Annotated in this window: 18 protein-coding genes and 1 tRNA gene; 16 read left to right on the top strand and 3 right to left on the bottom strand. The window is 69.1% G+C overall.

Annotated elements, in window-relative coordinates:
* Position 1: 1 nt before the first annotated feature.
* From HUJ41_RS06275 to HUJ41_RS06320, 10 genes are all read left to right on the top strand, one after another.
* Positions 2-670, top strand: coding sequence for a Trp biosynthesis-associated membrane protein (locus tag HUJ41_RS06275; protein WP_179873793.1), 669 nt, complete (start codon positions 2-4; stop codon positions 668-670).
* Positions 671-707: 37 nt separating this feature from the next.
* The gene (locus HUJ41_RS06280) at positions 708-938 is read left to right on the top strand and encodes a DUF6704 family protein (protein WP_152582863.1); all 231 of its coding nucleotides are present in this window, start codon (positions 708-710) and stop codon (positions 936-938) included.
* Positions 939-1,715 (top strand): indole-3-glycerol phosphate synthase TrpC, encoded by a 777-nt coding sequence (gene trpC / locus HUJ41_RS06285; RefSeq protein ID WP_179871840.1) that lies wholly within the window; start codon positions 939-941, stop codon positions 1,713-1,715.
* The gene (gene trpB / locus HUJ41_RS06290) at positions 1,712-2,929 is read left to right on the top strand and encodes a tryptophan synthase subunit beta (RefSeq protein WP_179871841.1); all 1,218 of its coding nucleotides are present in this window, start codon (positions 1,712-1,714) and stop codon (positions 2,927-2,929) included. The genes trpC and trpB overlap by 4 nt, the downstream gene beginning before the upstream one ends.
* Positions 2,926-3,711, top strand: a complete 786-nt coding sequence (gene trpA / locus HUJ41_RS06295) for a tryptophan synthase subunit alpha (RefSeq protein ID WP_179871842.1) — start codon at positions 2,926-2,928, stop codon at positions 3,709-3,711. Before trpB ends, trpA begins: the two co-directional genes overlap by 4 nt.
* A gap of 79 nt (positions 3,712-3,790) precedes the next feature.
* Entirely contained in the window at positions 3,791-4,795 is a 1,005-nt protein-coding gene (gene lgt, locus HUJ41_RS06300) for a prolipoprotein diacylglyceryl transferase (protein WP_179873904.1), read from the top strand.
* A gap of 121 nt (positions 4,796-4,916) precedes the next feature.
* The gene (gene gltB, locus HUJ41_RS06305; protein ID WP_179871843.1) at positions 4,917-9,494 is read left to right on the top strand and encodes a glutamate synthase large subunit; all 4,578 of its coding nucleotides are present in this window, start codon (positions 4,917-4,919) and stop codon (positions 9,492-9,494) included.
* The gene (locus HUJ41_RS06310; protein ID WP_179871844.1) at positions 9,487-10,944 is read left to right on the top strand and encodes a glutamate synthase subunit beta; all 1,458 of its coding nucleotides are present in this window, start codon (positions 9,487-9,489) and stop codon (positions 10,942-10,944) included. The genes gltB and HUJ41_RS06310 overlap by 8 nt, the downstream gene beginning before the upstream one ends.
* A 62-nt stretch (positions 10,945-11,006) precedes the next feature.
* The gene (pyk, locus tag HUJ41_RS06315) at positions 11,007-12,464 is read left to right on the top strand and encodes a pyruvate kinase (RefSeq protein WP_179871845.1); all 1,458 of its coding nucleotides are present in this window, start codon (positions 11,007-11,009) and stop codon (positions 12,462-12,464) included.
* 38 nt (positions 12,465-12,502) lie between these two features.
* A complete protein-coding gene (locus tag HUJ41_RS06320) occupies positions 12,503-13,324 on the top strand; it encodes a LysM peptidoglycan-binding domain-containing protein (RefSeq protein ID WP_179871846.1) in 822 nt (273 codons plus the stop codon).
* A 165-nt stretch (positions 13,325-13,489) separates the two neighbouring features.
* Here HUJ41_RS06320 and HUJ41_RS06325 read toward each other — a convergent pair.
* Positions 13,490-13,572, bottom strand: a tRNA-Leu gene (locus tag HUJ41_RS06325).
* Positions 13,573-13,620: 48 nt separating this feature from the next.
* Here HUJ41_RS06325 and HUJ41_RS06330 point away from each other — a divergent pair.
* Positions 13,621-14,268 carry an ANTAR domain-containing response regulator gene (locus tag HUJ41_RS06330; protein WP_179873905.1) on the top strand — a complete coding sequence of 216 codons (648 nt, stop codon included), beginning with the start codon at positions 13,621-13,623 and terminating at the stop codon, positions 14,266-14,268.
* A 28-nt stretch (positions 14,269-14,296) separates the two neighbouring features.
* On the opposite strand, the gene HUJ41_RS06335 is transcribed toward HUJ41_RS06330, so the two are convergent.
* Positions 14,297-14,722 (bottom strand): hotdog fold thioesterase, encoded by a 426-nt coding sequence (locus HUJ41_RS06335; RefSeq protein ID WP_179871847.1) that lies wholly within the window; start codon positions 14,720-14,722, stop codon positions 14,297-14,299.
* Between the two features lie 66 nt (positions 14,723-14,788).
* Between HUJ41_RS06335 and polA the strand changes: the two genes are divergently transcribed.
* The 3 genes from polA (at position 14,789) to rpsA (ending at position 20,744) form a co-directional block, all read left to right on the top strand.
* Complete coding sequence (gene polA / locus HUJ41_RS06340) at positions 14,789-17,446, top strand: DNA polymerase I (protein WP_179871848.1); 2,658 nt, start codon at positions 14,789-14,791, stop codon at positions 17,444-17,446.
* Positions 17,447-17,456: 10 nt separating this feature from the next.
* Entirely contained in the window at positions 17,457-19,136 is a 1,680-nt protein-coding gene (locus tag HUJ41_RS06345; protein ID WP_179871849.1) for a DUF885 domain-containing protein, read from the top strand.
* Between the two features lie 156 nt (positions 19,137-19,292).
* Positions 19,293-20,744, top strand: coding sequence for a 30S ribosomal protein S1 (gene rpsA, locus HUJ41_RS06350; protein WP_179871850.1), 1,452 nt, complete (start codon positions 19,293-19,295; stop codon positions 20,742-20,744).
* Between the two features lie 149 nt (positions 20,745-20,893).
* Here the strand turns inward: rpsA and HUJ41_RS06355 are convergent, their stop codons facing one another.
* Positions 20,894-21,502: a DUF4126 domain-containing protein gene (locus HUJ41_RS06355; RefSeq protein WP_218925586.1), complete on the bottom strand. Its 609-nt coding sequence runs from the start codon at positions 21,500-21,502 to the stop codon at positions 20,894-20,896.
* Between the two features lie 73 nt (positions 21,503-21,575).
* On the opposite strand from HUJ41_RS06355, the gene coaE reads away from it, so the two are divergent.
* Together coaE and uvrB are read left to right on the top strand one after the other, a co-directional pair.
* Complete coding sequence (gene coaE, locus HUJ41_RS06360) at positions 21,576-22,196, top strand: dephospho-CoA kinase (protein ID WP_179871852.1); 621 nt, start codon at positions 21,576-21,578, stop codon at positions 22,194-22,196.
* A 9-nt stretch (positions 22,197-22,205) separates the two neighbouring features.
* Complete coding sequence (gene uvrB, locus HUJ41_RS06365; RefSeq protein ID WP_179871853.1) at positions 22,206-24,272, top strand: excinuclease ABC subunit UvrB; 2,067 nt, start codon at positions 22,206-22,208, stop codon at positions 24,270-24,272.
* Positions 24,273-24,321: the final 49 nt, after the last annotated feature.

Genomic DNA, 24,321 nt, shown 5'->3' on the forward strand with positions numbered 1-24,321 from the left:
CATGACCACGGATGCCCGGCGCGGCTCGCGCCTACGCCTCGTCTCCCTGCTCGCGCCCCCGGTGATCGCGGTGGCACTGTTCATCGTGTGGGCGCAGCCGTGGATCGTGCTCACCCTCGACGACGGCGTGCGCATCGCCGCGGGGGGAGACCGCGCAGCGGCTGTGCTGCCCGCCATCGCAGTCGCATCCCTCGCCCTCACCTCCGCGCTCGCGCTCGCCAGTGCGCGCATCCGCCCCGTCCTGGGCGCGTTGCTCGCGCTCCTGGGTGCTCTCGTCGTCGCCGTGAGCCTCCGTGCCGCCGGTGACCCCGTCGCGGCCGCCGCCTCGAGCGTGACCCAGCTCACGGGTGTGGAGGGGGAGCGATCAGTGCGTGCGCTCGTCGACACCGCGGCGCTGACCGCAGGGCCCGTGAGCGCCATCGTGCTCGGGGCAGTCCTCGGCGTCGCCGGTCTCGCCATCGCGGTCACGTCGCGCCGATGGCCGCGTCGGGTGGAGCGGTTCGACCGGCCCGAGGGTCCGTCTCCCGAGGGTTCAGCCGCCGACGGGACGGCCACCTACAGTGCACCGTCGGCGCCGTCAGACGCCGGCGACGCGAGCGACCGGCAGAGGGATCAGAGCATCGGCGACTGGGACGCGCTGAGCGACGGCCGCGACCCGACGACACGGTAGACTGACGGGGTACCTGCACTCGACGCGATGGAGAGACATGAACGCCCAGTCTGAGCCCGGCCACGGCCACTCGCCCGCCGCCTGGACGGCCGTCACGATCATGCTCGTCGGCTTCACGATCGGCACGATCGCGTTCTTCTTCTCCGTGGCCTGGGTCGTCTGGGCGAGCGCCGGCGTCGTCCTGCTCGGCTGGATCATCGGTGGCGTCATGGCGAAGGCGGGCTACGGGGTGCAGGGTCCGCGCTACATGCCGAAGGCGCACTCCTAAGTGCTCGATGGTCTTGTCGCCGGTGCGCGTGACGACGCGGCTCGGCGGAGACAGTCGCGTTCGCTGAGTGACGTGGAGGCGGCGGCGGTCGCCGCGCCTCCCGCCCTCGATGCGCGCGCGGCGCTGCAGCGCGGTGCGAACATCAAGGTCATCGCCGAGGTCAAGCGCGCGAGCCCCTCGCGCGGCGCGCTCGCGGAGATCCCCGACCCCGCCGACCTCGCGCGCTCCTACGCAGCGGGCGGTGCCGCCGCGGTGAGCGTGCTCACGGAGGAGCGCCGCTTCGGCGGCAGCCTCGACGATCTCTCTGCGGTGCGAGCGGCGGTCGACATCCCGGTGCTGCGCAAGGACTTCATCGCCGAGCCGTATCAAGTGCTCGAGGCCCGCGCCGCCGGGGCCGATCTCGTGCTGCTCATCGTCGCCGCGCTCGACGACGCGACGCTCGCTCAGCTGCACGCTCTCGTGCTCGAGTTCGGGATGACGCCGCTCGTGGAGACGCACGACGAGGAGGAGGTGCGGCGTGCGGTCGCGCTCGGAGCCTCCATCATCGGCGTCAACGCGCGCGACCTCAGCACCTTCGAGCTCGATCGCGATCTGTTCGGGCGGCTGGCGCCGAGCATCCCCGACGGAACGGTGCGCATCGCGGAGTCGGCCGTCAGCGGTGTCGCAGACGTCGAGCACTACCGTCGTGCGGGGGCCGATGTGGTCCTCGTGGGCGAAGCCCTGGTCACCGGTGGCGATCCCGTCGCCACACTCCACGAATTCTTGGCGGTCAGATGAGTCTGCGCGAACAGGTCGGCCCGTACTTCGGCTCGTTCGGAGGGCGCTTCGTACCCGAATCCCTCATCGCTGCGCTCGACGAGCTCGATGAGGCCTACCAGGCCGCTCGCGTTGATCCCGCGTTCGCCGCCGAGCTCGCCGAGCTGCACCGCAGCTACACGGGCCGCCCCTCGATCATCACCGAGGCACGACGGTTCGCCGAGCACGCCGGCGGAGCGCGCATCCTGCTCAAGCGCGAAGACCTCAACCACACGGGCAGCCACAAGATCAACAATGTGCTCGGCCAGGCGCTCCTCGCGAAGCGGCTCGGCAAGTCGCGCATCATCGCCGAGACGGGCGCGGGCCAGCACGGTGTGGCGAGCGCGACCGCTGCCGCACTGTTCGGTCTCGAATGCGTCGTCTACATGGGTGAGGTCGACACGGAGCGCCAAGCGCTCAATGTCGCGCGCATGAACCTGCTCGGGGCCACCGTCGTCCCGGTCACGGTGGGCTCCCGCACACTCAAGGACGCCATCAACGAGGCCCTGCGCGACTGGGTCGCGAACGTCGAGACGACGCACTACCTGCTCGGGACGGTCGCGGGGCCCCACCCGTTCCCGACCATGGTGCGCGACTTCCACGCCGTGATCGGCACGGAGGCGCGCGAGCAGGTGCTCGAGCTCACCGGACGCCTGCCCGACGCCGTCGTGGCCTGCGTGGGCGGCGGCAGCAACGCGATGGGCATCTTCCACGCCTTCCTCGACGACGCGGAGGTCCGGCTCGTCGGCAGCGAGGCCGCCGGTGACGGCGTCGACACGCTGCGCCACGCCGCGACGATCACCCGCGGCCGCCCGGGCGTCCTGCACGGCGCGCGCAGCCTCATGCTGCAGGACGAGGACGGCCAGACCATGGAATCGCACTCGATCTCGGCGGGTCTCGACTATCCCGGCGTCGGCCCCGAGCACGCCTGGCTCGCCGAGATCGGGCGAGCCGAGTACCACGGTGTCACCGACGCCGAAGTCATGGATGCTCTGCGCCTGCTCAGCCGCACGGAGGGCATCATCCCCGCCATCGAGACGGCCCACGCCCTGCACGGCGCCCTCCTGCTGGGCCGCGAGCTCGGGCCAGACGGTACTGTGCTCGTCTCCCTCAGCGGCCGCGGCGACAAGGACATGGAGACCGCTGCGCGCTACTTCGGGCTTCTCGACGCGGCCGAGGCGGGGGAGGACTCGTGACCACGAGCAGCGTCGAGACCACGATCGCCACTCGGGTCGACGCCGGTTCGGGGGCTCTCATCGGCTACCTGCCGGTCGGGTTCCCCGATCTCGACACGAGCGTCGAGGCAGCCGTGGCTCTCGTCGAGAACGGCGTCGACATCATCGAGCTCGGTCTCCCGTACAGCGACCCCGTCATGGACGGCCTGGCCATCCAGGCGGCGACGCAGGCCGCGCTCGAGCGCGGCTTCCGGCTGCGGGACGGCTTCACGGCGCTCGAGCGCATCCGCTCCCGGGTGGACGCTCCCGTCCTCGTGATGACCTACTGGAACCCGGTCGTGCAGTACGGCGTCGAGCGCTTCGCGAGTGCCTTGCGCGACGCGGGCGGTGCGGGGCTCATCACCCCCGACCTCATCCCCGATGAGGCCGCCGAGTGGCTCTCGGTCTCCGACGGGCTCGGTCTGGACCGGGTGTTCCTCGCCGCGCCCTCGTCGAGCACGGCCAGGCTGCAGAGGGCAGTGGAGGTGAGCCGCGGCTTCGTCTACGCAGTCTCCACGATGGGCATCACGGGAGCGCGCGCCGACGTCGACGCTGCGGCACGCGGCGTCGTGACCCGCCTGCGCGACGCGGGCTCGACCTCCGCGTGCGTCGGGCTCGGCATCTCCACGGCCGATCAGGTACGCGATGTCCTCGAGTACGCGGATGGAGCGATCGTGGGCTCCCGACTCGTCACCGCGCTCGCGGAGGGCGGCGTGAGCGCCGTCGCGAGCGCGGCAGCCGAACTCGCCGCGGGCACCGACTGACCCCCAGAGCCGCACCCGACGCCGCTAGGCTGATCGAGCCCTCCGGCCAGAAAGGTACCTCGTCACCGTGACCCACCCCATGAGCATCCCGAGCCCCGATCCCGAGTGGCAGGTCTTCAACCTCGGGCAATGGCTGCGCGACCTGGGTCTGAGCTGGTTCAGCTTCGACCTGAACATCTACGCATACGCGCTGTGCATCCTCGCAGGCATCATCGCAGCCGTGCTGCTCACGCACTACCGCCTCACGCGCCGTGGTGCTGAGCCCTGGATCGTGCTCGATATCGCGCTCTTCGCCGTTCCCTTCGGCATCATCGGCGGTCGTGTGTACCACGTGCTGACGCATCCGAACGACTACTTCTTCGAGGGAGCAGACCTCTTCGCCACGCTGCGCATCTGGGAGGGCGGCATGGCGATCTTCGGCGCGCTTCTCGGCGGCGCGATCGGCGCATGGATCGGCTGCCGCGTGACGGGTGTGCGGTTCACGGCCTTCGCCGACGCCCTCGCACCGGGCCTCCTTCTCGCGCAGGCCTTCGGACGACTGGGCAACTGGTTCAACCAGGAGCTCTTCGGTCTGCCGACCAACGCGCCCTGGGGTCTCGAGATCGACCGACCGAATGCGGCGATCCCCGTCGGCCTCCCCGACGACACCCTCTTCCACCCCACGTTCCTCTACGAGATCATCTGGAATCTCGCCGGCGTGGCCGTGCTCCTCCTGCTCGATGCTCGCCTGCGCGTCCAGTGGGGCAAGCTGCTCGGCGCCTACCTCATCTGGTACGGGGTCGGCCGCAGCGTCTTCGAGACGATCCGCCTCGACCCCAGCGAGCTCTTCCTGGGCGTGCGCGTCAACGTGTGGGCGGCCTGGGGCGCGGTACTTCTGGGTCTCATCATCGTGCTCGTGCAGAGGCGTCGTCACACGGGCGACGAGCCCTCGGTCTACCAGCCCGGCCGGGAGTGGGATCCGACCGCTGGGGTAGACTCTGACGACGTGTACTCCGACTCGGACGACGACGGCAACGACGCTGCGGAGTCCGGCGCACGCGCTGGGTCTTCCTCCGCCACAAGCGGGGCCGGCGCCACACCATAGCGCCGCGGTCGCCACCCTCGACCACTCGACGGGGTCGACGAATCCCTGCCGCGCGACCAGTTCATCATCGGGCCAGCGACGTCCCGTACGCCTCCAGTCTCACCGTGAGGACGGTTCTTCCATGGCTTCAGCCTCTCCCTACGAGCGGTTCTCCTCCGTGCCTGCCGCGCAGGGCCTGTACGACCCTGCGCGCGAGCACGATGCGTGCGGCCTCGCGATGGTCGCTACTCTGCGGGGCACGGCAGGTCATGACATCATCCAGGCGGCGCTCGACGCGCTGCGCAACCTCGAGCACCGCGGCGCGATCGGGTCCGATGCCGGCACGGGCGACGGTGCGGGCATCCTCACGCAGATTCCCGATGAGTTCCTGCGTGCGGTGACGGCCTTCGACCTACCGCCCGTGGGGGCGTACGCCGTCGGCATGGCTTTCCTGCCCACCGACGACGACGAGCGGGCGACCGAGAGGAGCGAGATCGAGCGCATCGCCGGCGAGGAGGACCTCGAGGTCCTCGGCTGGCGCGAGGTGCCCATCGACCCCGACAACATCGGCAACCTGGCGCGCGCGGCGATGCCGACCTTTGAGCAGCTCTTCGTGCGGTCCCGCCGTCACGACGCCGACGGCGAGGCGCTGGTCGGCATCGCTCTCGACCGCCAGACCTTCCGTCTGCGCAAGCGCGCCGAGCGCGAGCTCGGGTCGTACTTCCCCTCGCTCTCGAGCCGCACACTTGTCTACAAGGGCATGGTCACGACGCTCCAGCTCGAGCCGTTCTACCCCGACCTGAGCGACGAGCGTTTCGCGTCGAAGCTCGCTCTCGTGCACTCGCGCTACTCGACGAACACCTTCCCGTCGTGGCCGCTCGCGCAGCCGTTCCGCATGATGGCGCACAACGGTGAGATCAACACCGTGCAGGGCAACCGCAACTGGATGCGCGCCCGACAGTCTCAGCTCGAGAACGAGGTCTTCGGCGATCTGAGCGACGTGTTCCCGATCGTCACGCCCGGCGCGAGCGACTCGGCCTCGTTCGACGAGGTCGTCGAGCTTCTCGAGCTCGGGGGCCGACCACTGCCTCACGCGATCATGATGATGGTGCCCGAGGCGTGGGAGAACCAGGTCGATATCGACCCCGACATCCGAAGCTTCTACGAGTACCACGGCATGCTCATGGAGCCGTGGGACGGCCCTGCGGCGCTGACCTTCACCGACGGCGACCTCGTCGGCGCGACCCTCGACCGCAACGGGCTGCGTCCCGGCCGGTTCCTCGTCACCGACGACGGCCTCGTCGTGCTCGCGAGCGAGATCGGCGTGCTCGACATCGATCCGGCCCGCGTCGTGCGCAAGGGCCGGCTGCGCCCTGGCCGGATGTTCCTCGTCGACACCGCCGAGGGCCGCATCATCGAGGACGACGAGATCAAGAGCGAGATCGCCGGATCCGGCCCGTGGGGCGAGTGGCTGGAGACCCAGCGCATCAACCTCAAGGATCTCCCGGAGCGGGAGCACATCGTGCACACCCCCGCCTCGATCGTGCGCCGCCAGCGCACCTTCGGCTACACGGAGGAGGAGGTGCGCATTCTCCTCACCCCCATGGCGAGGACGGGTGCCGAGCCCCTCGGCGCCATGGGGTCCGACACTCCCATCGCCGTGCTCTCCGATCGTCCGCGGCTCATCTTCGACTACTTCACCCAGCAGTTCGCGCAGGTCACGAACCCGCCCCTCGACTCGATCCGAGAAGAGGTCGTGACCTCGATGCGGCTCGGCCTCGGGCCGGAGCGCAACCTGCTCGCGGCCACTCCCCGGCACGCGCGCCAGGTCGTCCTCGACTTCCCCGTGATCGACAACGACGAGCTCGCAAAGATCCAGCACATCGATCCGCGTCCGGGCAGCTCGCTCACCAAGACGATCCGCGGGCTCTACCGTGTGGATCGCGGCCCCAAGGCGCTCGAGAAGCGACTGGCGGCGGTGTGCGCCGAGGTCGACGAAGCGATCGACGACGGCGCGGAGTTCGTCGTGCTGAGCGATCGCGACTCGAACGCCGATCTCGCGCCGATCCCCTCCCTGCTGCTGCTCTCCGCGGTGCACCACCATCTCATCCGCTCCGAGAAGCGCATGCGCGTCGGGATCATCGTCGAGGCTGGCGACGTGCGCGAGGTGCACCACATCGCGCTCCTCATCGGCTTCGGCGCCTCCGCCGTCAACCCCTACCTCGCGATGGAGACCGTCGAGAACCTCGTGCGCTCCGGCATGATCACGGGCCTCACGCCCGAGGCGGCGGTGCGCAACGTCATCAAGGGCCTCGGCAAGGGCGTGCTCAAGATCATGTCCAAGATGGGCATCTCGACCGTGAGCTCCTACGCAGGCGCTCAGGCCTTCGAGGCGGTCGGTCTTGACCAGGACTTCGTCGACGAGTACTTCACGGGTACGACGAGCATCCTCGGCGGTGTCGGCATCGAGACGATCGCGCGCGAGAACGCCGCGCGCCACGCGCTCGCCTACCCGCCGAGCGTGCCGGTCAACCCGCACGAGCGGCTGCAGACCGGTGGCGAGTACCAGTGGCGCCGCGAGGGCCCGCCGCATCTGTTCGATCCGCAGACGGTCTTCCGCCTGCAGCATGCAACGCGCTCGAAGCGCTACGACATCTTCCGTGAGTACACCCGGTCTGTCGACGAGCAGGCAGAGCGGCTCATGACGCTGCGCGGGATGTTCCGCCTGAAGACCGGCGAGCGTCCTCCCGTTCCACTGGACGAGGTCGAGTCGGTCGCCTCCATCGTGACCCGGTTCACGACGGGGGCGATGAGCCTCGGTGCGATCAGCCCGGAAATGCACGAGACGCTCGCCATCGCCATGAACCGGCTCGGGGGCCGATCGAACACGGGCGAGGGCGGGGAGTCGACGGAGCGCCTGCTCGATCCCGAGCGGCGCAGCGCGATCAAGCAGGTCGCCTCGGGCCGATTCGGCGTCACGAGCATGTACCTGACGCACGCCGACGACATCCAGATCAAGATGGCCCAGGGTGCGAAGCCGGGGGAGGGCGGTCAGTTGCCCTCCAACAAGGTCTATCCGCTCATCGCGCGGCTGCGGCACGGAACTCCCGGTGTCGGGCTCATCTCGCCTCCGCCGCACCACGACATCTACTCCATCGAAGACCTCAAGCAGCTCATCTTCGACCTCAAGCGCTCCAACCCGTCCGCGCGCATCCACGTCAAGCTCGTGAGCCAGTCGGGCATCGGCGCGGTGGCGGCGGGAGTGGCGAAGGCCAAGGCCGATGTCATTCTGGTATCCGGTCACGACGGCGGCACGGGGGCGAGCCCGCTCAACTCGCTCAAGCACGCGGGAACCCCGTGGGAGCTCGGTCTCGCCGAGGCGCAGCAGACGCTCATGCTCAACAACATGCGGGATCGCGTGACCGTGCAGGTCGACGGCCAGATGAAGACAGGCCGCGATGTCGTGATCGCTGCGCTCCTCGGCGCCGAGGAGTTCGGCTTCGCCACGGCACCCATGGTGGTCTCGGGCTGCATCCTCATGCGCGTGTGCCACCTCGACACGTGCCCGGTCGGCGTCGCGACGCAGAATCCTGTCCTGCGCGAGCGTTTCACCGGCACGCCCGAGTTCGTCGTGAACTTCTTCGAGTTCCTCGCCGAGGAGGTGCGCGAGTACCTCGCCGAGCTCGGCTTCCGCTCGCTCGACGAGGCGATCGGGCGCACCGAGCTGCTCGACATCGATCGTGCCGTGCGCCACTGGAAGGCTGATGGCCTCGATCTGCGCCCGATCCTCGAAGGGCCCGTGTTCGCCGACGACGTGCCGCGCATCAAGACGGTCGAGCAGGATCACGAGATCGACGAGCACTTCGACAACGAGCTCATCCGCCTGAGCGGTGACGCCCTCGAGAACGGTGGTCCCGTGCGCATCGACCTGCCCGTGCGCAACACGGCGCGCGCGGTCGGAACAATGCTCGGTCACCAGGTCACGCTGCGGCACGGAGAAGAGGGCCTCGCGACCGACACGATCGACGTGACGCTCACGGGCTCCGCTGGTCAGAGCCTGGGTGCCTTCCTCCCGAACGGCATCACCCTGCGACTCTTCGGCGACAGCAACGACTACGTCGGCAAGGGGCTCTCGGGCGGGCGCGTCATCGTGCGCCCGCACCGCGAGAGCGTCTTCCATGCCGAGCGCAACGTCATCGCCGGCAACGTCATCGGCTACGGCGCGACGAGCGGTGAGATGTTCATCCGCGGCATCGTGGGCGAGCGGTTCCTCGTGCGCAATTCGGGGGCAACCGCCGTCGTGGAGGGCGTGGGCGACCATGCTCTCGAGTACATGACCGGCGGCACGGCGCTCATCCTGGGGGCCACCGGCCGCAATCTGGGCGCCGGCATGTCTGGCGGGACGGCGTACGTGCTCGACCTGGTTCCCGAACGCGTCAATCGCGATGCGATCGACTCGGGCGAGCTCACTCTGCGCCCGCTCACCGACATCGAGCGCGACGAGGTCACGGAGCTTCTCCGCCGGCACCGCGACGAGACCGAGTCGGCTCTCGCCGACCGCCTGCTCGACGACCTCGACACGACCCTCGGTCGCATGACGACCGTCATGCCGCGCGACTTCGCCGCGGTGATCGAAACGCGCCGCACGGCGGCGGACGAAGGACTGGATCCGGACGGCGACGTCGTCTGGGAGAGGATTCTGGAGGTGACCGGTGGCTGACCCCCGCGGCTTTCTGAAGACGACCGAGCGCGAGCTGCCGCCGCGCCGGCCCGTGCCGATTCGACTCATGGACTGGAAAGAGGTCTACGAGCAGGGCGACCCGGCGCAATTGCGCCGCCAGGCCGGGCGGTGCATGGACTGCGGAGTGCCCTTCTGCCACCAGGGATGCCCCCTCGCGAACCTCATCCCGGAGTGGAACGACCTGACCTGGCGCGGTGAGGGTCGCCAGGCGATCGAGCGACTGCACGCGACCAACAACTTCCCGGAGTTCACCGGCAAGCTGTGCCCCGCTCCGTGCGAGGCCTCGTGCGTGCTCGCGATCAACCAGCCTGCCGTGACGATCAAGCAGGTCGAGGCGTCGATCATCGAGAACGCGTGGAACAACGGCTGGGTGCAGCCGATCCCGCCCGAGCGGCTCACCGGCAAGACCGTCGCTGTCGTCGGAAGCGGCCCCGCAGGCCTCGCTGCCGCCCAGCAGCTCACGCGCGTCGGCCACACCGTCGCCGTCTTCGAGCGGGATGACCGCATCGGCGGCCTGCTGCGGTACGGCATCCCCGATTTCAAGATGGAGAAGCGCCATCTGGATGCCCGGCTCACGCAGATGCAGGCTGAGGGCACCCGGTTCCGCGCCGGGGTGACGATCGGCCGCGACATCACCTGGAGCGACCTGCGCGACCGCTACGACGCCGTCATCGTCGCCACGGGCGCCCCGCAGCCGCGCGACCTGCCCATCCCGGGGCGCGATGCACTCGGCGTGCACTTCGCGATGGAGTACCTCACGCAGTCCAATCGCGTGCAGGCGGGCGACACCGTCGACGACCAGATCACGGCCGAGGGCAAGCACGTCGTCGTCCTCGGCGGCGGCGACACCGGTGCCGACTGCATCGGCACCGCGCATCGCCAGGGCGCCCTGAGCGTCACCAACCTCGCGATCGGCGTGCAGCCGCCCGCGGAGCGCCCCGAGCACCAGCCGTGGCCCCTGCAGCCGACGCTCTTCGAGATGCAGAGCGCCCACGAGGAGGGCGGCGAGCGGCGCTACCTCGCCTCGACGGTCGAATTCCTGCGCAACGACGCTGGTGAAGTGCGCGCCCTGCGCGTCGCCGAGACCGAGTTCGTCGAGGGGCGCCGCGTGCCGAAGGCCGGCACCGAGCACGAGATCCCCGCAGACCTCGTGCTGCTCGCCCTCGGCTTCACGGGGGCCGAGCGCGACACGCTCGAGCCCCAGCTGTCCATCCCGTTCGAGGACCACGGCACGGTGTCGCGCGCTGCCGACTACACGACCTCCGAGCCCGGCGTCTTCGTCGCGGGCGATGCGGGCCGCGGAGCCTCGCTCATCGTCTGGGCGATCGCCGAGGGCCGCGCAGCGGCTGCCGAGGCGGACCGCTACCTGCAGGGCAGCAGCGAGCTGCCTGCGCCCGTGCGCGCCACCGACCAACCGCTACGCGTCTAGCGGCCCGCCCACCCTTACGCACCTCCCTTCTCCACCCCACCACCACCACAGTGAAGGAAGCCATGAGACGAGCAAAGATCGTCGCCACCCTCGGGCCGGCGACGTCGAGCTACGAGAACATCCGAGCGATCATCGAGGCCGGCGTCGACGTCGCTCGCATGAACCTCAGCCACGGCACGTACGACCTGCACGAGGAGGTGTACGGAAACGTGCGCAAGGCCGCGGAGGACACGGGGCGCCCGGTCGCCGTCCTCGTCGACCTGCAAGGCCCCAAGATCCGGCTCGGGAAGTTCTCCGACGGCCCGCACGAGCTCGCCGAGGGCGACATCTTCACGATCACGACCGAGGAGGTGCTCGGCACGAAGGAGCAGTGCGGCACGACCTTCAAGGGCCTGCCGCAGGACGTCAAGCCTGGCGACTTCCTGCTCGTCGACGACGGCAAGGTGAAGCTGCGCGTGCTCGACACCGACGGAGTGCGCGTGCGCACCGAGGTCGTCGTCGCTGGCGCAGTCTCCAACAACAAGGGCATCAACCTGCCCGGCGTCGCCGTCAACGTCCCCGCTCTGTCGGAGAAGGACGAGGACGACCTGCGCTGGGGCCTGCGCCTCGGTGCCGACTACATCGCGCTCTCGTTCGTACGCAACGCGGGCGACATCACGCGCGTCCACGAGATCATGCGTGACGAGGGCGTGACGCTGCCCGTCATCGCGAAGATCGAGAAGCCTCAGGCGGTCGACGCACTCGAGGAGATCGTCGACGCCTTCGACGGCATCATGGTCGCGCGCGGCGACCTCGGGGTCGAGCTTCCCCTGGAAGCCGTGCCGATCGTGCAGAAGCGGGCCGTCGAGCTCGCGCGCCGCATGGCGAAGCCCGTCATCGTGGCGACTCAGATGCTCGAGTCGATGATCAGCAGCCCGATCCCGACGCGCGCCGAGACGAGCGATGTCGCCAACGCCGTCCTCGACGGTGCGGACGCGGTCATGCTCAGTGGCGAGACGAGCGTGGGGGAGTTCCCCGTCATCACCGTCTCCACGATGGCGCGCATCGTCGCCGCGACCGAGGAGCACGGGCTCGAGCGCATCCCGCCGCTCGGCACGAAGCCGCGCACGCAGGGCGGCGCCATCACGCTCGCCGCCGCAGAGGTCGCAGAGTTCGTGGAGGCCAAGTACGTGTGCGTCTTCACCGAGGGCGGCGACTCGGCTCGTCGCATGTCGCGGCTGCGGTTCCGCATCCCGATGAAGGCGTTCACGCCGAACCCGAACGTGCAGCGCCGCATGTCGCTCACGTGGGGCATCGAGTCGTTCCTCGTCAAGAGCGTCACCCACACCGATGCCATGTACCGACAGGTCGACGACGTACTCCTCGGGCGCGGTCTCGCGGAGACCGGCGACAAGGTCGTCGTGATCTCCGGCTCGCCTCCCGGAGTCTCGGGCGGCACCAACGACATCCGCGTGCACACCGTCGGTGACACGGTGGGCACCGAGCTGCCCGCGTGGATCGCGGGCGGCAGCGTCGAGTAGAGCACTCCGCGCGGCGTAGCCGATGTGCGCTCGCGTTCATGACGGGACGCGAGCTGCATCGGCCTGGTCGCCGGGATCGGATGATCGGCTGTGGCGTAGCCCTGGCCGTTGTTCTCGTCGTCGCAGGGTGCACCGGGCCTTCTGAGCCCGGCGTGGCGCCCGCCGCCGCTGAGACGGCGCCAGTCGAGCCCGGGGTGCTCGGCGCCGCCCCGCGTCCGACGCTCGACGCCGGGGAGGTCGTCGCGACGGGGACCCTCGCGGGCGACGCGACCGGCACGGTGACCATCACCGCAACGGGTGACGGAGGCTTCGGTGTGCGCATCGACGACCTCGGGACCAAGTTCGACGGTCTGCTGACCCCCTACCTGGGCACGGAGACCTTCGTGCCCGGCGAGTACTGCGCGTCGACGCGTGCGGGTCTGCACGGGTTCGGCGATTTCGTTCCGGCGCCGACGTACTCGTTCGCCCTCGGCGGCTTCGGTCATGGAGACTCCCCGTGGCCCGACCCCGCCTACCTCGACGACCTGGTCCTGACGCGCTCAGGGGAGCCTCTCGACGACTGCATCTCCGCGGTCGCCGGAGTGGCGCCGCTCACCTGGACGTTGCCCGACATGCGGCCGGGGCTGGCCGTGACCGATGACGGGCCGACCGGGGGAGCGCGTGGCGAGGTCGAGCTGTCGGATGGCTACCCGGTCGCCTACTCGGTGGTGGACGACGATCTGCTGCCCTCGATCGCGGCGCGCTTCGGCGTCACCCTCGACGACCTTCTCTACCTCAACCCAGCGCGGGCCGTGCCCGGCGACGACCCCGCGCTCGCCTACGTGGGTGAGACCCTGAGTCTCGATCCCGCGAATCGCTAGTGGTGCGTACCGGCTGTGGGATTCGAACCCCGCGACGCACCGCGTCGCGCAGAACCGCACGGTTGTGTCGTGCGACTCGTGGTGCGTACCGGCTGTGGGATTCGAACCCCGCGACGCACCGCGTCGCGCAGAACCGCACGGTTGTGTCGTGCGACTAGTGGTGCGTACCGGCTGTGGGATTCGAACCCACACGCCCTCTCGGACAAAGCATTTTGAGTGCTCCGCGTCTACCATTCCGCCAAGCCGGCCACGCCGCTTCGTTAGCGGCATGTTGACGATACCGTAGGCTCGTGACCGTGAGTGATCAGGAACAGAGCACGTCAGCACCTCGACGCGTCGTCGTCGCCGAGGATGAGTCGCTCATCCGCATGGACATCGTCGAGATCCTGCGCGACAACGGCTTCGATGTCGTCGGTGAGGCGGGTGACGGTGAGACGGCGGTAGCCCTCGCGACCGAGCTGCGCCCCGATCTCGTCATCATGGACATCAGGATGCCCCAGCTAGACGGCATCGAGGCGGCCAAGCGCCTCAGCGAGAACCACATCGCTCCCGTCGTGCTGCTGACGGCGTTCAGCCAGAAGGAGCTCGTCGAGCAGGCGAGCGAGGCGGGCGCCCTGGCTTACGTCGTGAAGCCGTTCACGCCGAACGACCTGCTGCCGGCGATCGAGATCGCCCTGAGCCGCTACCAGCAGATCCTCACGCTCGAGAGCGAGGTCGCCGACCTGGTCGAGCGCTTCGAGACGCGCAAGCTCGTCGATCGTGCGAAGGGACTTCTCAATGAGCGCATGGGATTGAGCGAACCGGAGGCGTTCCGATGGATCCAGAAGGCGTCGATGGACCGCCGCACGACCATGCAGGCCGTCGCCCAGGCTGTCATCGAGCAGCTCGCGCCGAAGAAGGACGCCCCCGCGAAGAAGGCCGCGGCAGAGCCCTCCGACGACTGAGCCGTCCGGGACTGACCCCTTTGTCGACCTAGCGGTCTCGCAGCAGGTTGGTGATGCGCACGGTCGACAGCCGGCGGCCCTCGTCGTCGGTGATGACGATCTCGTGCGTGCACAGCGTGCGGCCGAGCACGAGAGCCGTGCACGTCCCCGTGACCATGCCCTCGGTGACGGACCGGCTGTGCGTGGCGTTGATCTCGATGCCGACCGCGTAGCGCCCCGGCCCGGCGTGGATGGCGGAGGAGATCGAGCCGAGGCTCTCTCCGAGCACGACGTGGGCGCCCCCGTGCAGCAGACCGATGACCTGCGTGTTGCCCGCGACGGGCATCCGCGCGATGGAGTGCTCGGCGGAGAGCTCCACGAAGTCGATCTCCATCTTCTGCGCGAGTGCTCCGCCGCGCGTCGTGACGAGCCGCTCCACGAGCTCCGGGTCGAGATCATCGGGCAGTCGGTTCATCGGTTTCCTCTCGAGGGGCGTCGGCAGGCCCGGGCGACGGTCGGTGCGCCTCGCTAGGCTGACCGCGTGACGGACTCAGAAAAGTGTACGCTCCTCATCGTAGACGGCCACTCGCTCGCCTTCCGGGCGTTCTACGCGCTGCCCATCGACAGCTTCGTCACGCGAGACGGGCAGCACACGAACGCCATCCACGGCTTCATCTCGATGTTCCTGGGGCTTCTGGCGAAGGAGAAGCCCACCCACGTGGCGGTGGCGTTCGACATCTCGCGCTACTCGTTCCGCACGCGCGAGTACCCGGAGTACAAGGGAACGCGCGGAGAGACCCCGCCCGAGTTCGTCGGTCAGGTTCCTCTCCTGCAGGAGGCACTCGCCGCGATGAGCGTGACGACGATCACCAAGGAGGACTACGAGGCCGACGACATTCTCGCCACGCTCGCCTCCCAGGGAGCCGCAGAAGGCATGCACGTGCTCGTCGTCTCAGGCGACCGCGACACGATCCAGCTCGTCACCGACGACGTGACGCTCCTGTATCCGAACGCCCGCGGAGTGTCGGAGCTCAAGCGGTACGACCCGGAGACGGTGCGCGAGCGCTACGGCATCGCTCCCGAGCAGTACCCGGAGATCGCCGCCCTCGTGGGCGAGACGAGCGACAACCTTCCCGGCATCGACAAGGTCGGCGAGAAGACCGCGGTGAAGTGGATCACCCAGTACGGGTCGCTCGAGGGCATTTGGGAGCACATCGACGAGATCGGGGGAGTGGTCGGCAACAATTTGCGCGAGCAGCGTGATCGTGCCGAGCGCAACCGTCGCCTCAACCGCCTCGTGACCGATGTCGAGCTGCCGGTCGGCCCGCGCGACCTCGAGCGGCGGCCGATGGACGTGCCCGCCGTCAAGGAGGTTTTCGAGCGCCTGCAGTTCCGCACCCTCACCGAGCGCGTGCTCAAGATCGCCGCGAGCGAGGGCACCGTCGTCGACGACGCACCCGCCGCCCCGCACGCCGACACGCCCGCGGTGCGCACGCTCGTGGACGAAGAGCTCGCGGCCTGGTTGCGCGCCGCGAGCAAGGCCGGCGGCGACATCGCCGTCATCGTGGATGCTCCGCTCGGCGAGCTCGACGCGATCGGGCTCGCGACCGCGACCGAGAGCGTGCAGGTGAACTGGGCCGCGCACCGTCCCGACTACGCCGCTCTCGAGCAGTGGCTCGCGAGCGACCACCCGAAGGTGCTCGCCGACGCGAAGTCGGCGCACTCGGTCCTCAGCGCGCTCGACATCACCCTCGCCGGTGTCGTGTGGGACGCGAAGCTCGCCGCGTGGATCGAGCGGCCCGGGGCGAAGTCCTACGCGCTCGCCGACCTCGTGCACAGCGTGCTCGGCGACACGCTGCCCGAGGCCGACCCCAACCAGCTCGTGCCCGACACCGGCGCCGTCTCGCCCGCGACCTCGGCGTGGTACCTGCACCGCGTGGCCGCTGCGCAGCGCGAGTCGCTCGTGCCGAGCAGCGCTACCGTGCTCACCGACCTCGACCTGCCGACTGCACCCGTGCTCGCGGCCATGCAGCGCGCGGGAGTCGCCGTCGACCGCGCGGCGCTCGAGGCGCTCAGCACCGAGTTGGGCGACACCGCAGCAGAGCTCGCGCAGAAGGCGTTCGCCGAGATCGGGCACGAGGTCAACCTCGGGTCGCCGAAGCAGTTGCAGGAAGTGCTCTTCGAGGAGCTCGGCATGCCCAAGACGCGCGCGACCAAGACTGGGTACACGACGGACGCGGCCGCCCTGGCCGATCTCCAGGAGGCGCATCCCCACCCCTTCCTCGGTCTGCTCCTGCAGCACCGCGACGCGACGAAGCTGCGTCAGATCATCGAGACGCTCGTCGCCTCGATCCATACCGACGGTCGCATTCGCACGACCTACGAGCAGACCGGCACGACGACCGGCCGCATCTCCTCGACCGACCCCAATCTGCAGAACATCCCCGTGCGCACCGAGGTCGGGCACCGTATTCGAGCGGCCTTCGTGGCCGGGGAGGCCTACGAGAGCCTGCTCACCGCCGACTACTCGCAGATCGAGATGCGCATCATGGCGCACCTCTCGGGGGACGATGGGCTCATCGAGGCGTTCCGCTCGGGGGAGGACCTGCACCGTTTCGTCGGCGCGCGCATCTTCTCGGTCGACCCCGCCGACGTGACCCCCGCCATGCGCACCAAGGTCAAGGCGATGAGCTACGGGCTCGCCTACGGGCTCAGTGCCTTCGGTCTCAGCAAGCAGCTGCGCATCCCCTCCGCGGAGGCGAAGCAGCTCATGACCGACTACTTCGCACGATTCGGTGCCGTGCGGGACTACCTGCGCAGCGTCGTCGCGCAGGCGAAGGTCGACGGCTACACCGAGACGATCTTCGGGCGGCGTCGTCCCTTCCCCGATCTCGCGAGCCCCAATCGAGTGCTGAGGGAGAACGCCGAGCGCGCCGCCCTCAACGCGCCCATCCAGGGTTCGGCCGCCGACATCATGAAGATCGCCATGATCGGCGTCGCCGACGACCTGCGCGCGCGGTCGCTGGGGTCGCGCCTGCTCCTGCAGGTGCACGACGAACTCGTGCTCGAGGTGGCGCCGGGGGAGCGGGAGGCAGTCGAGGCCATCGTGCGCGAGCGGATGGGGAGCGCGGCCGAACTGGCCGTCCCTCTCGACGTGCAGGTGGGCATCGGTGCCGACTGGGACGACGCCGCTCACTAGACTGACCCGCATGACCGACTTTGCTCCCGCCCGCACCCCCAGCCGCGTCGACGCGATCGCGGAAGGCTGGGTGGGCACCCTCGCCCAGCTCGACCCCGACGTGGCCATCTACGCGGGAGTGCCCGGGCCCGTCGAGACGTTCGCCGACTACTCGCCGGAGGGCACCGCGGGCCTCGCCCAGGCGGCCCGGTCGGTGCTCGCCGAGCTCGAGGCCGCGGAGGCCGTCGATGGGGTCGACCGCGTCACGATCGCCGACCTGTCGAGCGAGCTGCGCCTGCACCTCGAGCTCGACGATGCGGGGTGGACGGAGCGCGACCTCAACGTCATCGCGTCACCCGCGCAGAGCATCCGGGAGATCTTCGACCTGCTGCCGACCGGCACCGAGTCGGACTGGCACACCATCGCCGTCAAGCTCGGCAACGTACCGCGCGCGCTCGAGGGCTACGCGTCGACCCTGCGCGAGGGAATCCGGCTCGGCCGCACACCCGCACGGCGCCAGGTCGAGCGCGTGCTCGCGCAGGCCAGGCAGCACTCGGCCGCCGACGGCTTCTTCGGCGAGTTCACCGAGAGTGCGGCGCTGCCCCAGGGCGAGCTGAGCACCGCGCTGCGCACCGAGCTGCGTCGTGGTGCCGAGACCGCGGCGACCGCCTACAGCGCCTTCGCCGACTTCCTCGAGCGGGAGCTCGCTCCCGCAGCGACGGAGACCGACGCCGTCGGGCGCGAGCTGTACGCGCTTCACTCGCGTCGATTCCTCGGCGCCACGATCGACCTCGACGAGACCTACGAGTGGGGCATCGAGGAGCTCGCGCGCATGGTCGAGGAGCAATCCCGCACCGCCGACCTCATCCTGCCCGGCGCGAGCGTCGAGGACGCGATCGCGCACCTCGAGCGCGACCCTGCCCGCAAGCTGCACGGTCGCGAGGCGCTGCAGCAGTGGATGCAGCAGCTCAGCGACACCGCCGTCGAGGAGCTCTCGCGCACCCACTTCGACATCCCCGAGCCCGTGAAGCGCCTCGAGTGCATGATCGCGCCCACGGCCGGCGGTGCGATCTACTACACGGGCCCGACCGACGACTTCTCACGGCCGGGTCGCATGTGGTGGAGCATCCCGGAAGGAGTCGACGAGTTCAACACCTGGCGCGAGGCGACGACGGTCTACCACGAGGGGGTGCCCGGCCATCACCTGCAGATCGGTCAAGCGGTCTACAACCGCGCGCAGCTCAACTCCTGGCGCCGACTGCTCGCCGGCACGAGCGGGCATGCGGAGGGCTGGGCCCTCTACGCCGAGCGGCTCATGGAGGAACTCGGCTACCTCGACGACCCGGCCGACCGCCTCGGGATGCTCGACGGCCAGCGCATGCGGGCAGCGCGCGTGGTGCTCGACATCGGCGTGCACCTCGGCAAGATCCACCCCGAGACGGGCGCGGTCTGGACGAGCGAGGACGCCTTCGCGTTCCTGCACCGCCACGTCAATATGAACGACGGCTTCATCGATTTCGAAGTGCATCGCTACCTCGGCTGGCCAGGGCAGGCGCCCTCCTACAAGGTCGGCCAACGCATCTGGGAGCAGCTGCGCGCCGAGACGCGAACCCGAGAAGGAGCGTCGTACAGCGACAAGGCGTTCCACAAGCGCGCACTCGACCTCGGAGGAGTGGGGCTCGACACCCTGCGCGGCGCGCTGCTGGACTAGTGGATCAGAGGACGGGCGGTTTGCCGGTCCCGAGCCGAGCAGGATAGGCTGGAGAGTCGTCGATTTGACGACCATCCTGTCCGCATACCCGAAACGACACTCCAGCACCACGTCGTCCCGGGCCTGAATCATGTCCGCATCGGAGCACTCATCTCTATGACCACCGTAACGACCAAGGCACCCGAGCAGATCGCCATCAATGACATCGGCTCTGCAGAAGACTTTCTGGCCGCGGTCGAACTGACCCTCAAGTTCTTCAACGACGGCGACCTCATCGAAGGAACCGTCGTGAAGATCGACCGCGACGAGGTCCTCCTCGACGTCGGCTACAAGACCGAGGGCGTCATCCCCTCGCGCGAACTCTCGATCAAGCACGACGTCGACCCCACCGAGGTCGTCTCCGTCGGCGACATGGTCGAAGCCCTCGTCCTCCAGAAGGAAGACAAAGAAGGCCGCCTCATCCTCTCCAAGAAGCGCGCGCAGTACGAGCGCGCCTGGGGCGATGTCGAGAAGATCAAGGACGACGACGGTGTTGTCACCGGCACCGTCATCGAGGTCGTCAAGGGCGGCCTCATCGTCGACATCGGCCTGCGCGGCTTCCTGCCCGCGTCGCTCATCGAGCTGCGCCGCGTGCGCGACCTCACGCCGTACCTCGGCCAGGAGATCGAGGCGAAGATCCTCGAGCTCGACAAGAACCGCAACAACGTCGTGCTCTCGCGCCGCGCACTGCTCGAGCAGACGCAGTCCGAGACGCGCTCGACGTTCCTCAACAACCTCGCCAAGGGCCAGGTGCGCAAGGGCGTCGTCTCGTCGATCGTCAACTTCGGCGCGTTCGTCGACCTCGGCGGAGTGGACGGACTCGTGCACGTCTCCGAGCTCAGCTGGAAGCACATCGAACACGCGAGCGAGGTCGTCGAGGTCGGCCAGGAGGTCACCGTCGAGATTCTCGAGGTCGACCTCGAGCGCGAGCGCGTCTCGCTCTCGCTCAAGGCGACGCAGGAGGACCCGTGGCAGGTCTTCGCGCGCACGCACGCGATCGGTCAGGTCGCACCGGGCAAGGTCACGAAGCTCGTTCCGTTCGGCGCGTTCGTGCGTGTTGCAGACGGCATCGAGGGCCTCGTGCACATCTCGGAGCTCTCCGCCAAGCACGTCGAGCTCGCCGAGCAGATCGTGTCGGTCGGTGACGAGGTGTTCGTCAAGGTCATCGACATCGACCTCGAGCGCCGTCGCATCTCGCTGAGCCTCAAGCAGGCGAACGAGGGCGTCGACCCCGAGGGCACCGAGTTCGACCCCGCGGTCTACGGCATGCCCACCGAGTACGACGAGGCCGGCAACTACAAGTACCCTGACGGCTTCGACCCCGAGTCGGGCGAGTGGAAGGACGGCTTCGACGAGCAGCGCGCCAAGTGGGAGCAGGACTACGCTGCCGCGCAGGCCCGCTGGGAGCAGCACAAGAAGCAGGTCGCGACCGCGCTCGTCGAGGACGAGAACCTGGATGCTCCGTCCACGGGCGGCGCAGGGTTCAGCTCCGACGCCTCCGGTGCGGGCACCCTCGCCGACGACGCGTCGCTCGCCGCGCTGCGCGAGAAGCTTTCCGGCAACGTCTGAACTGAGTCACCGCACGGCACGCCCAGCGCGTGATCCGGGCAGAATGGGCCGCACTCCTCGCGAGTGCGGCCCGTTCGTGCGTGCGGGTCGCGGCGCCAGTGCGGTGAGAGGCGCTCGTGCGGTGAGGGGCGCTCGTGCGGTGACGGGCGCTAGTGCGGTGAGGGGACGGGCTCGACGGACTGGCGTCGACGCCCGGCTCGCCGGAAGGCGAGCACTACCGCGAGCACGAGCCCGAGGAGGGCGACGATCACGAGCACGGGGATGAGAAGGGCGAGGAGGCTCAGCACGACCGCGCCGATGTCCTCACCGGTCGACAGCACGGGCGCGGCAGCGCCCGCGGTGAGAGTGTTGGCCGCGGGCCGAGCGAGCATCTTGCCGCCGTGCACGACGAGAGCGATCACGATGCCGACGACGACGGGCACCCACTGATCGCTCTCGAAGAAGGCTGCCGGATCGCTGACCGCGGCCGTCTGCGTCGCGCTTCCCGTGCCGAAGACGATACCTCCCGCTGCCGGACGGATGAGCGTCTGGAGCCAGTCGTTGATGGAGTCGACCGCGGGAGTCTTGTCGGCGATGATCTCGATCACGAGCAGTGAGCCGATGATGATGAGCACCCAGTCGTGGGAGAGCCAGACCCACGCCGCGGGCAACTCGATACCGTCCATGAAGCGTCCGGCGAGGCCGAGGATGAGGAGAGGGATGTAGGCGTTGAGACCCGCGGCGACCGCCAGGCCCGTTCCTGTGAGAATCTCGAGCACTCCGCCCTCCCTCGCCGTCGCTGAGCGCCATGATATCCGCATCGGCCGCGCGAGCGCCGTTAGGCTGGATCGCGTGGATGTGATCGCGCTGACGGGGGGAATCGCCGCGGGCAAGAGCACCGTCGCGCGCCGATGGCGCGAGCACGGAGCGGTGATCATCGATGCGGATGCGCTCGCTCGGGAGGCGGTCGCCCCCGGGTCGGCGGGTCTCGAGGCCGTCGTCGAGCGCTTCGGTGCCGATGTGCTCGACGAGCACGGCGCCCTCGACCGCAGTGCGCTGGGCCGCCGGGTCTTCGCCGATGAGGCTGAGCGCTCCGCCCTCAATGCGATCGTGCATCCCGAGGTTCACCGCCTCTACCGTGAGGCCGTAGCCCGGGCTCGCGACGCCGACCCGCAGGCACTCATCGTCTACGACGTGCCGTTGCTGGCTGAGGCACGCGCGCGCGACGAGTTCGGCGTCGTCGTGGTGGTGGATGCTCCGGCCCCGACGCGCGTGCGGCGTCTGGTCGAGCATCGCGGCATGACCGACCAGGAGGCGCGCGAGCGTGTCGCGGCCCAGCTCACGGACGACGAGCGGCGTGCTCTGGCTGACATCGTGCTCGACGCCTCCGGCACCCTCGAGCGCACCCTCGAGCAGGCGGACGAGGTGTGGAGCACGCTGCGCTCTCGGTTGGGTGTCGGGGGCGCCGAATAGGCTGACGGCATGCAGCCGACCCGATCCGTGCGCCCCTTCGAGGTCGTCAGCGACTACCAGCCGAGCGGTGACCAGCCTCAGGCGATCGCCGAGCTCGCCGCGCGCATCAATGCGGGCGAGACCGACGTCGTGCTCCTGGGCGCGACGGGCACGGGCAAGTCGGCGACGACCGCCTGGCTCATCGAGCAGGTGCAGCGCCCGACGCTCGTGATGGCGCACAACAAGACCCTCGCGGCGCAGCTGGCGACGGAGTTCCGCGAACTGCTGCCCCACAACGCGGTCGAGTACTTCGTCTCGTACTACGACTACTACCAGCCGGAGGCCTACGTGCCTCAGACGGACACCTTCATCGAGAAGGACAGTTCGATCAACGCCGAGGTCGAGCGGCTGCGTCACTCGACGACCAACTCGCTCCTGAGCCGGCGCGACGTCGTCGTCGTGTCCACGGTGTCGTGCATCTACGGTCTCGGCGCGGCGGAGGAATACCTCGAAGCCATGGTGGCGCTACAGGTCGGGGAGACCATCGCGCGCGACGACCTCATCCGTCGCTTCGTCGGCATGCAGTACCAGCGCAACGACGTGGACTTCTCGCGCGGCAAGTTCCGCGTACGGGGAGACACCATCGAGATCATTCCCATGTACGAAGAGCTCGCCATCCGCATCGAGATGTTCGGCGACGAGATCGAGGCGCTCTACGCCCTGCACCCGCTCACCGGCGACGTCGTGCGCTCCCTCGACGCGGTATCGGTCTTCCCGGCGACGCACTACGCCGCCTCGCCGGCAACCATGGAGCGCGCGGTCGGCACGATCCGGCTCGAGCTGGAGGAGCGGCTGGCCGAGCTCGAGCGCCAGGGCAACCTGCTGGAGGCCCAGCGGCTGCGCATGCGCACGACCTTCGACCTCGAGATGATGGAGCAGATCGGGTTCTGCAGCGGCATCGAGAACTACTCCCGCCACATCGACGGCCGCGCGGCGGGGGAGCCGCCGAACTGCCTCCTCGACTACTTCCCCGAAGACTTCCTCGTCGTGATCGACGAGAGCCACGTGACCGTGCCCCAGATCGGCGCGATGTTCGAAGGTGACGCCTCACGCAAGCGCACACTTGTCGAGCACGGTTTCCGCCTGCCGAGCGCGATGGACAACCGGCCTCTGCGTTGGGAGGAGTTCCTCGCCCGCACCGGGCAGAAGGTGTACCTCTCGGCGACCCCCGGCAAGTACGAGCTCGGCATCACCGACTCGGTGGTCGAGCAGATCATCCGCCCCACGGGTCTCATCGACCCGGAGATCGTCGTCAAGCCGAGCAAGGGCCAGATCGACGATCTGCTCGAGCAGATCCGCCAGCGCACCGAGCGCGACGAGCGCGTGCTCGTCACGACGCTCACGAAGAAGATGGCGGAGGAGCTCACGGAGTTCCTCACGGAGGCGGGCGTGCGCGTGCGCTACCTGCACTCCGACGTCGACACCCTGCGCCGCGTGGAGCTGTTGCGCGAGTTGCGCCAGGGCGTGTACGACGTGCTCGTCGGCATCAATCTGCTGCGCGAGGGGCTCGATCTGCCGGAGGTCTCGCTCGTGGCGATCCTCGACGCCGACAAGGAGGGCTTCCTGCGGTCGGCGACCTCGCTCATCCAGACCATCGGTCGCGCGGCCCGCAACGTGAGCGGCCAGGTGCACATGTACGCCGACACCGTGACGCCCTCGATGGCGCAGGCGATCGACGAGACGACGCGCCGCCGCGACCGCCAGATCGCCTACAACACCGAGATGGGCATCGATCCGACACCGCTGCGCAAGCGCATCGCCGACATCACCGATCAACTCGTGCGCGAAGGTGCCGACACCGAAGCCCTGCTCTCGGGGCGTGGCGAGGGCAAGCGCGCTCCAGCACCGATCGCGCGCCGGGAGGGTCGCGCCGCCTCGGGCGCGGCCGAGCTCGAGTCGATCATCGCCGACCTCAACGCGCAGATGCTCACCGCGGCGGACGAGCTGAAGTTCGAGCTCGCCGCTCGCCTGCGGGACGAGGTGCAAGACCTCAAGAAGGAGCTGCGGCAGATGATCGAGGTCGGGCACGTGCGCTGAGCCCGTCCTCCGCGTCGGGTGCGCACGGCTCGTTGTCGGGCCCCCCACC

The sequence above is a fragment of the Microcella indica genome, assembly GCF_013414345.1.
Lineage (GTDB): Bacteria > Actinomycetota > Actinomycetes > Actinomycetales > Microbacteriaceae > Microcella > Microcella indica.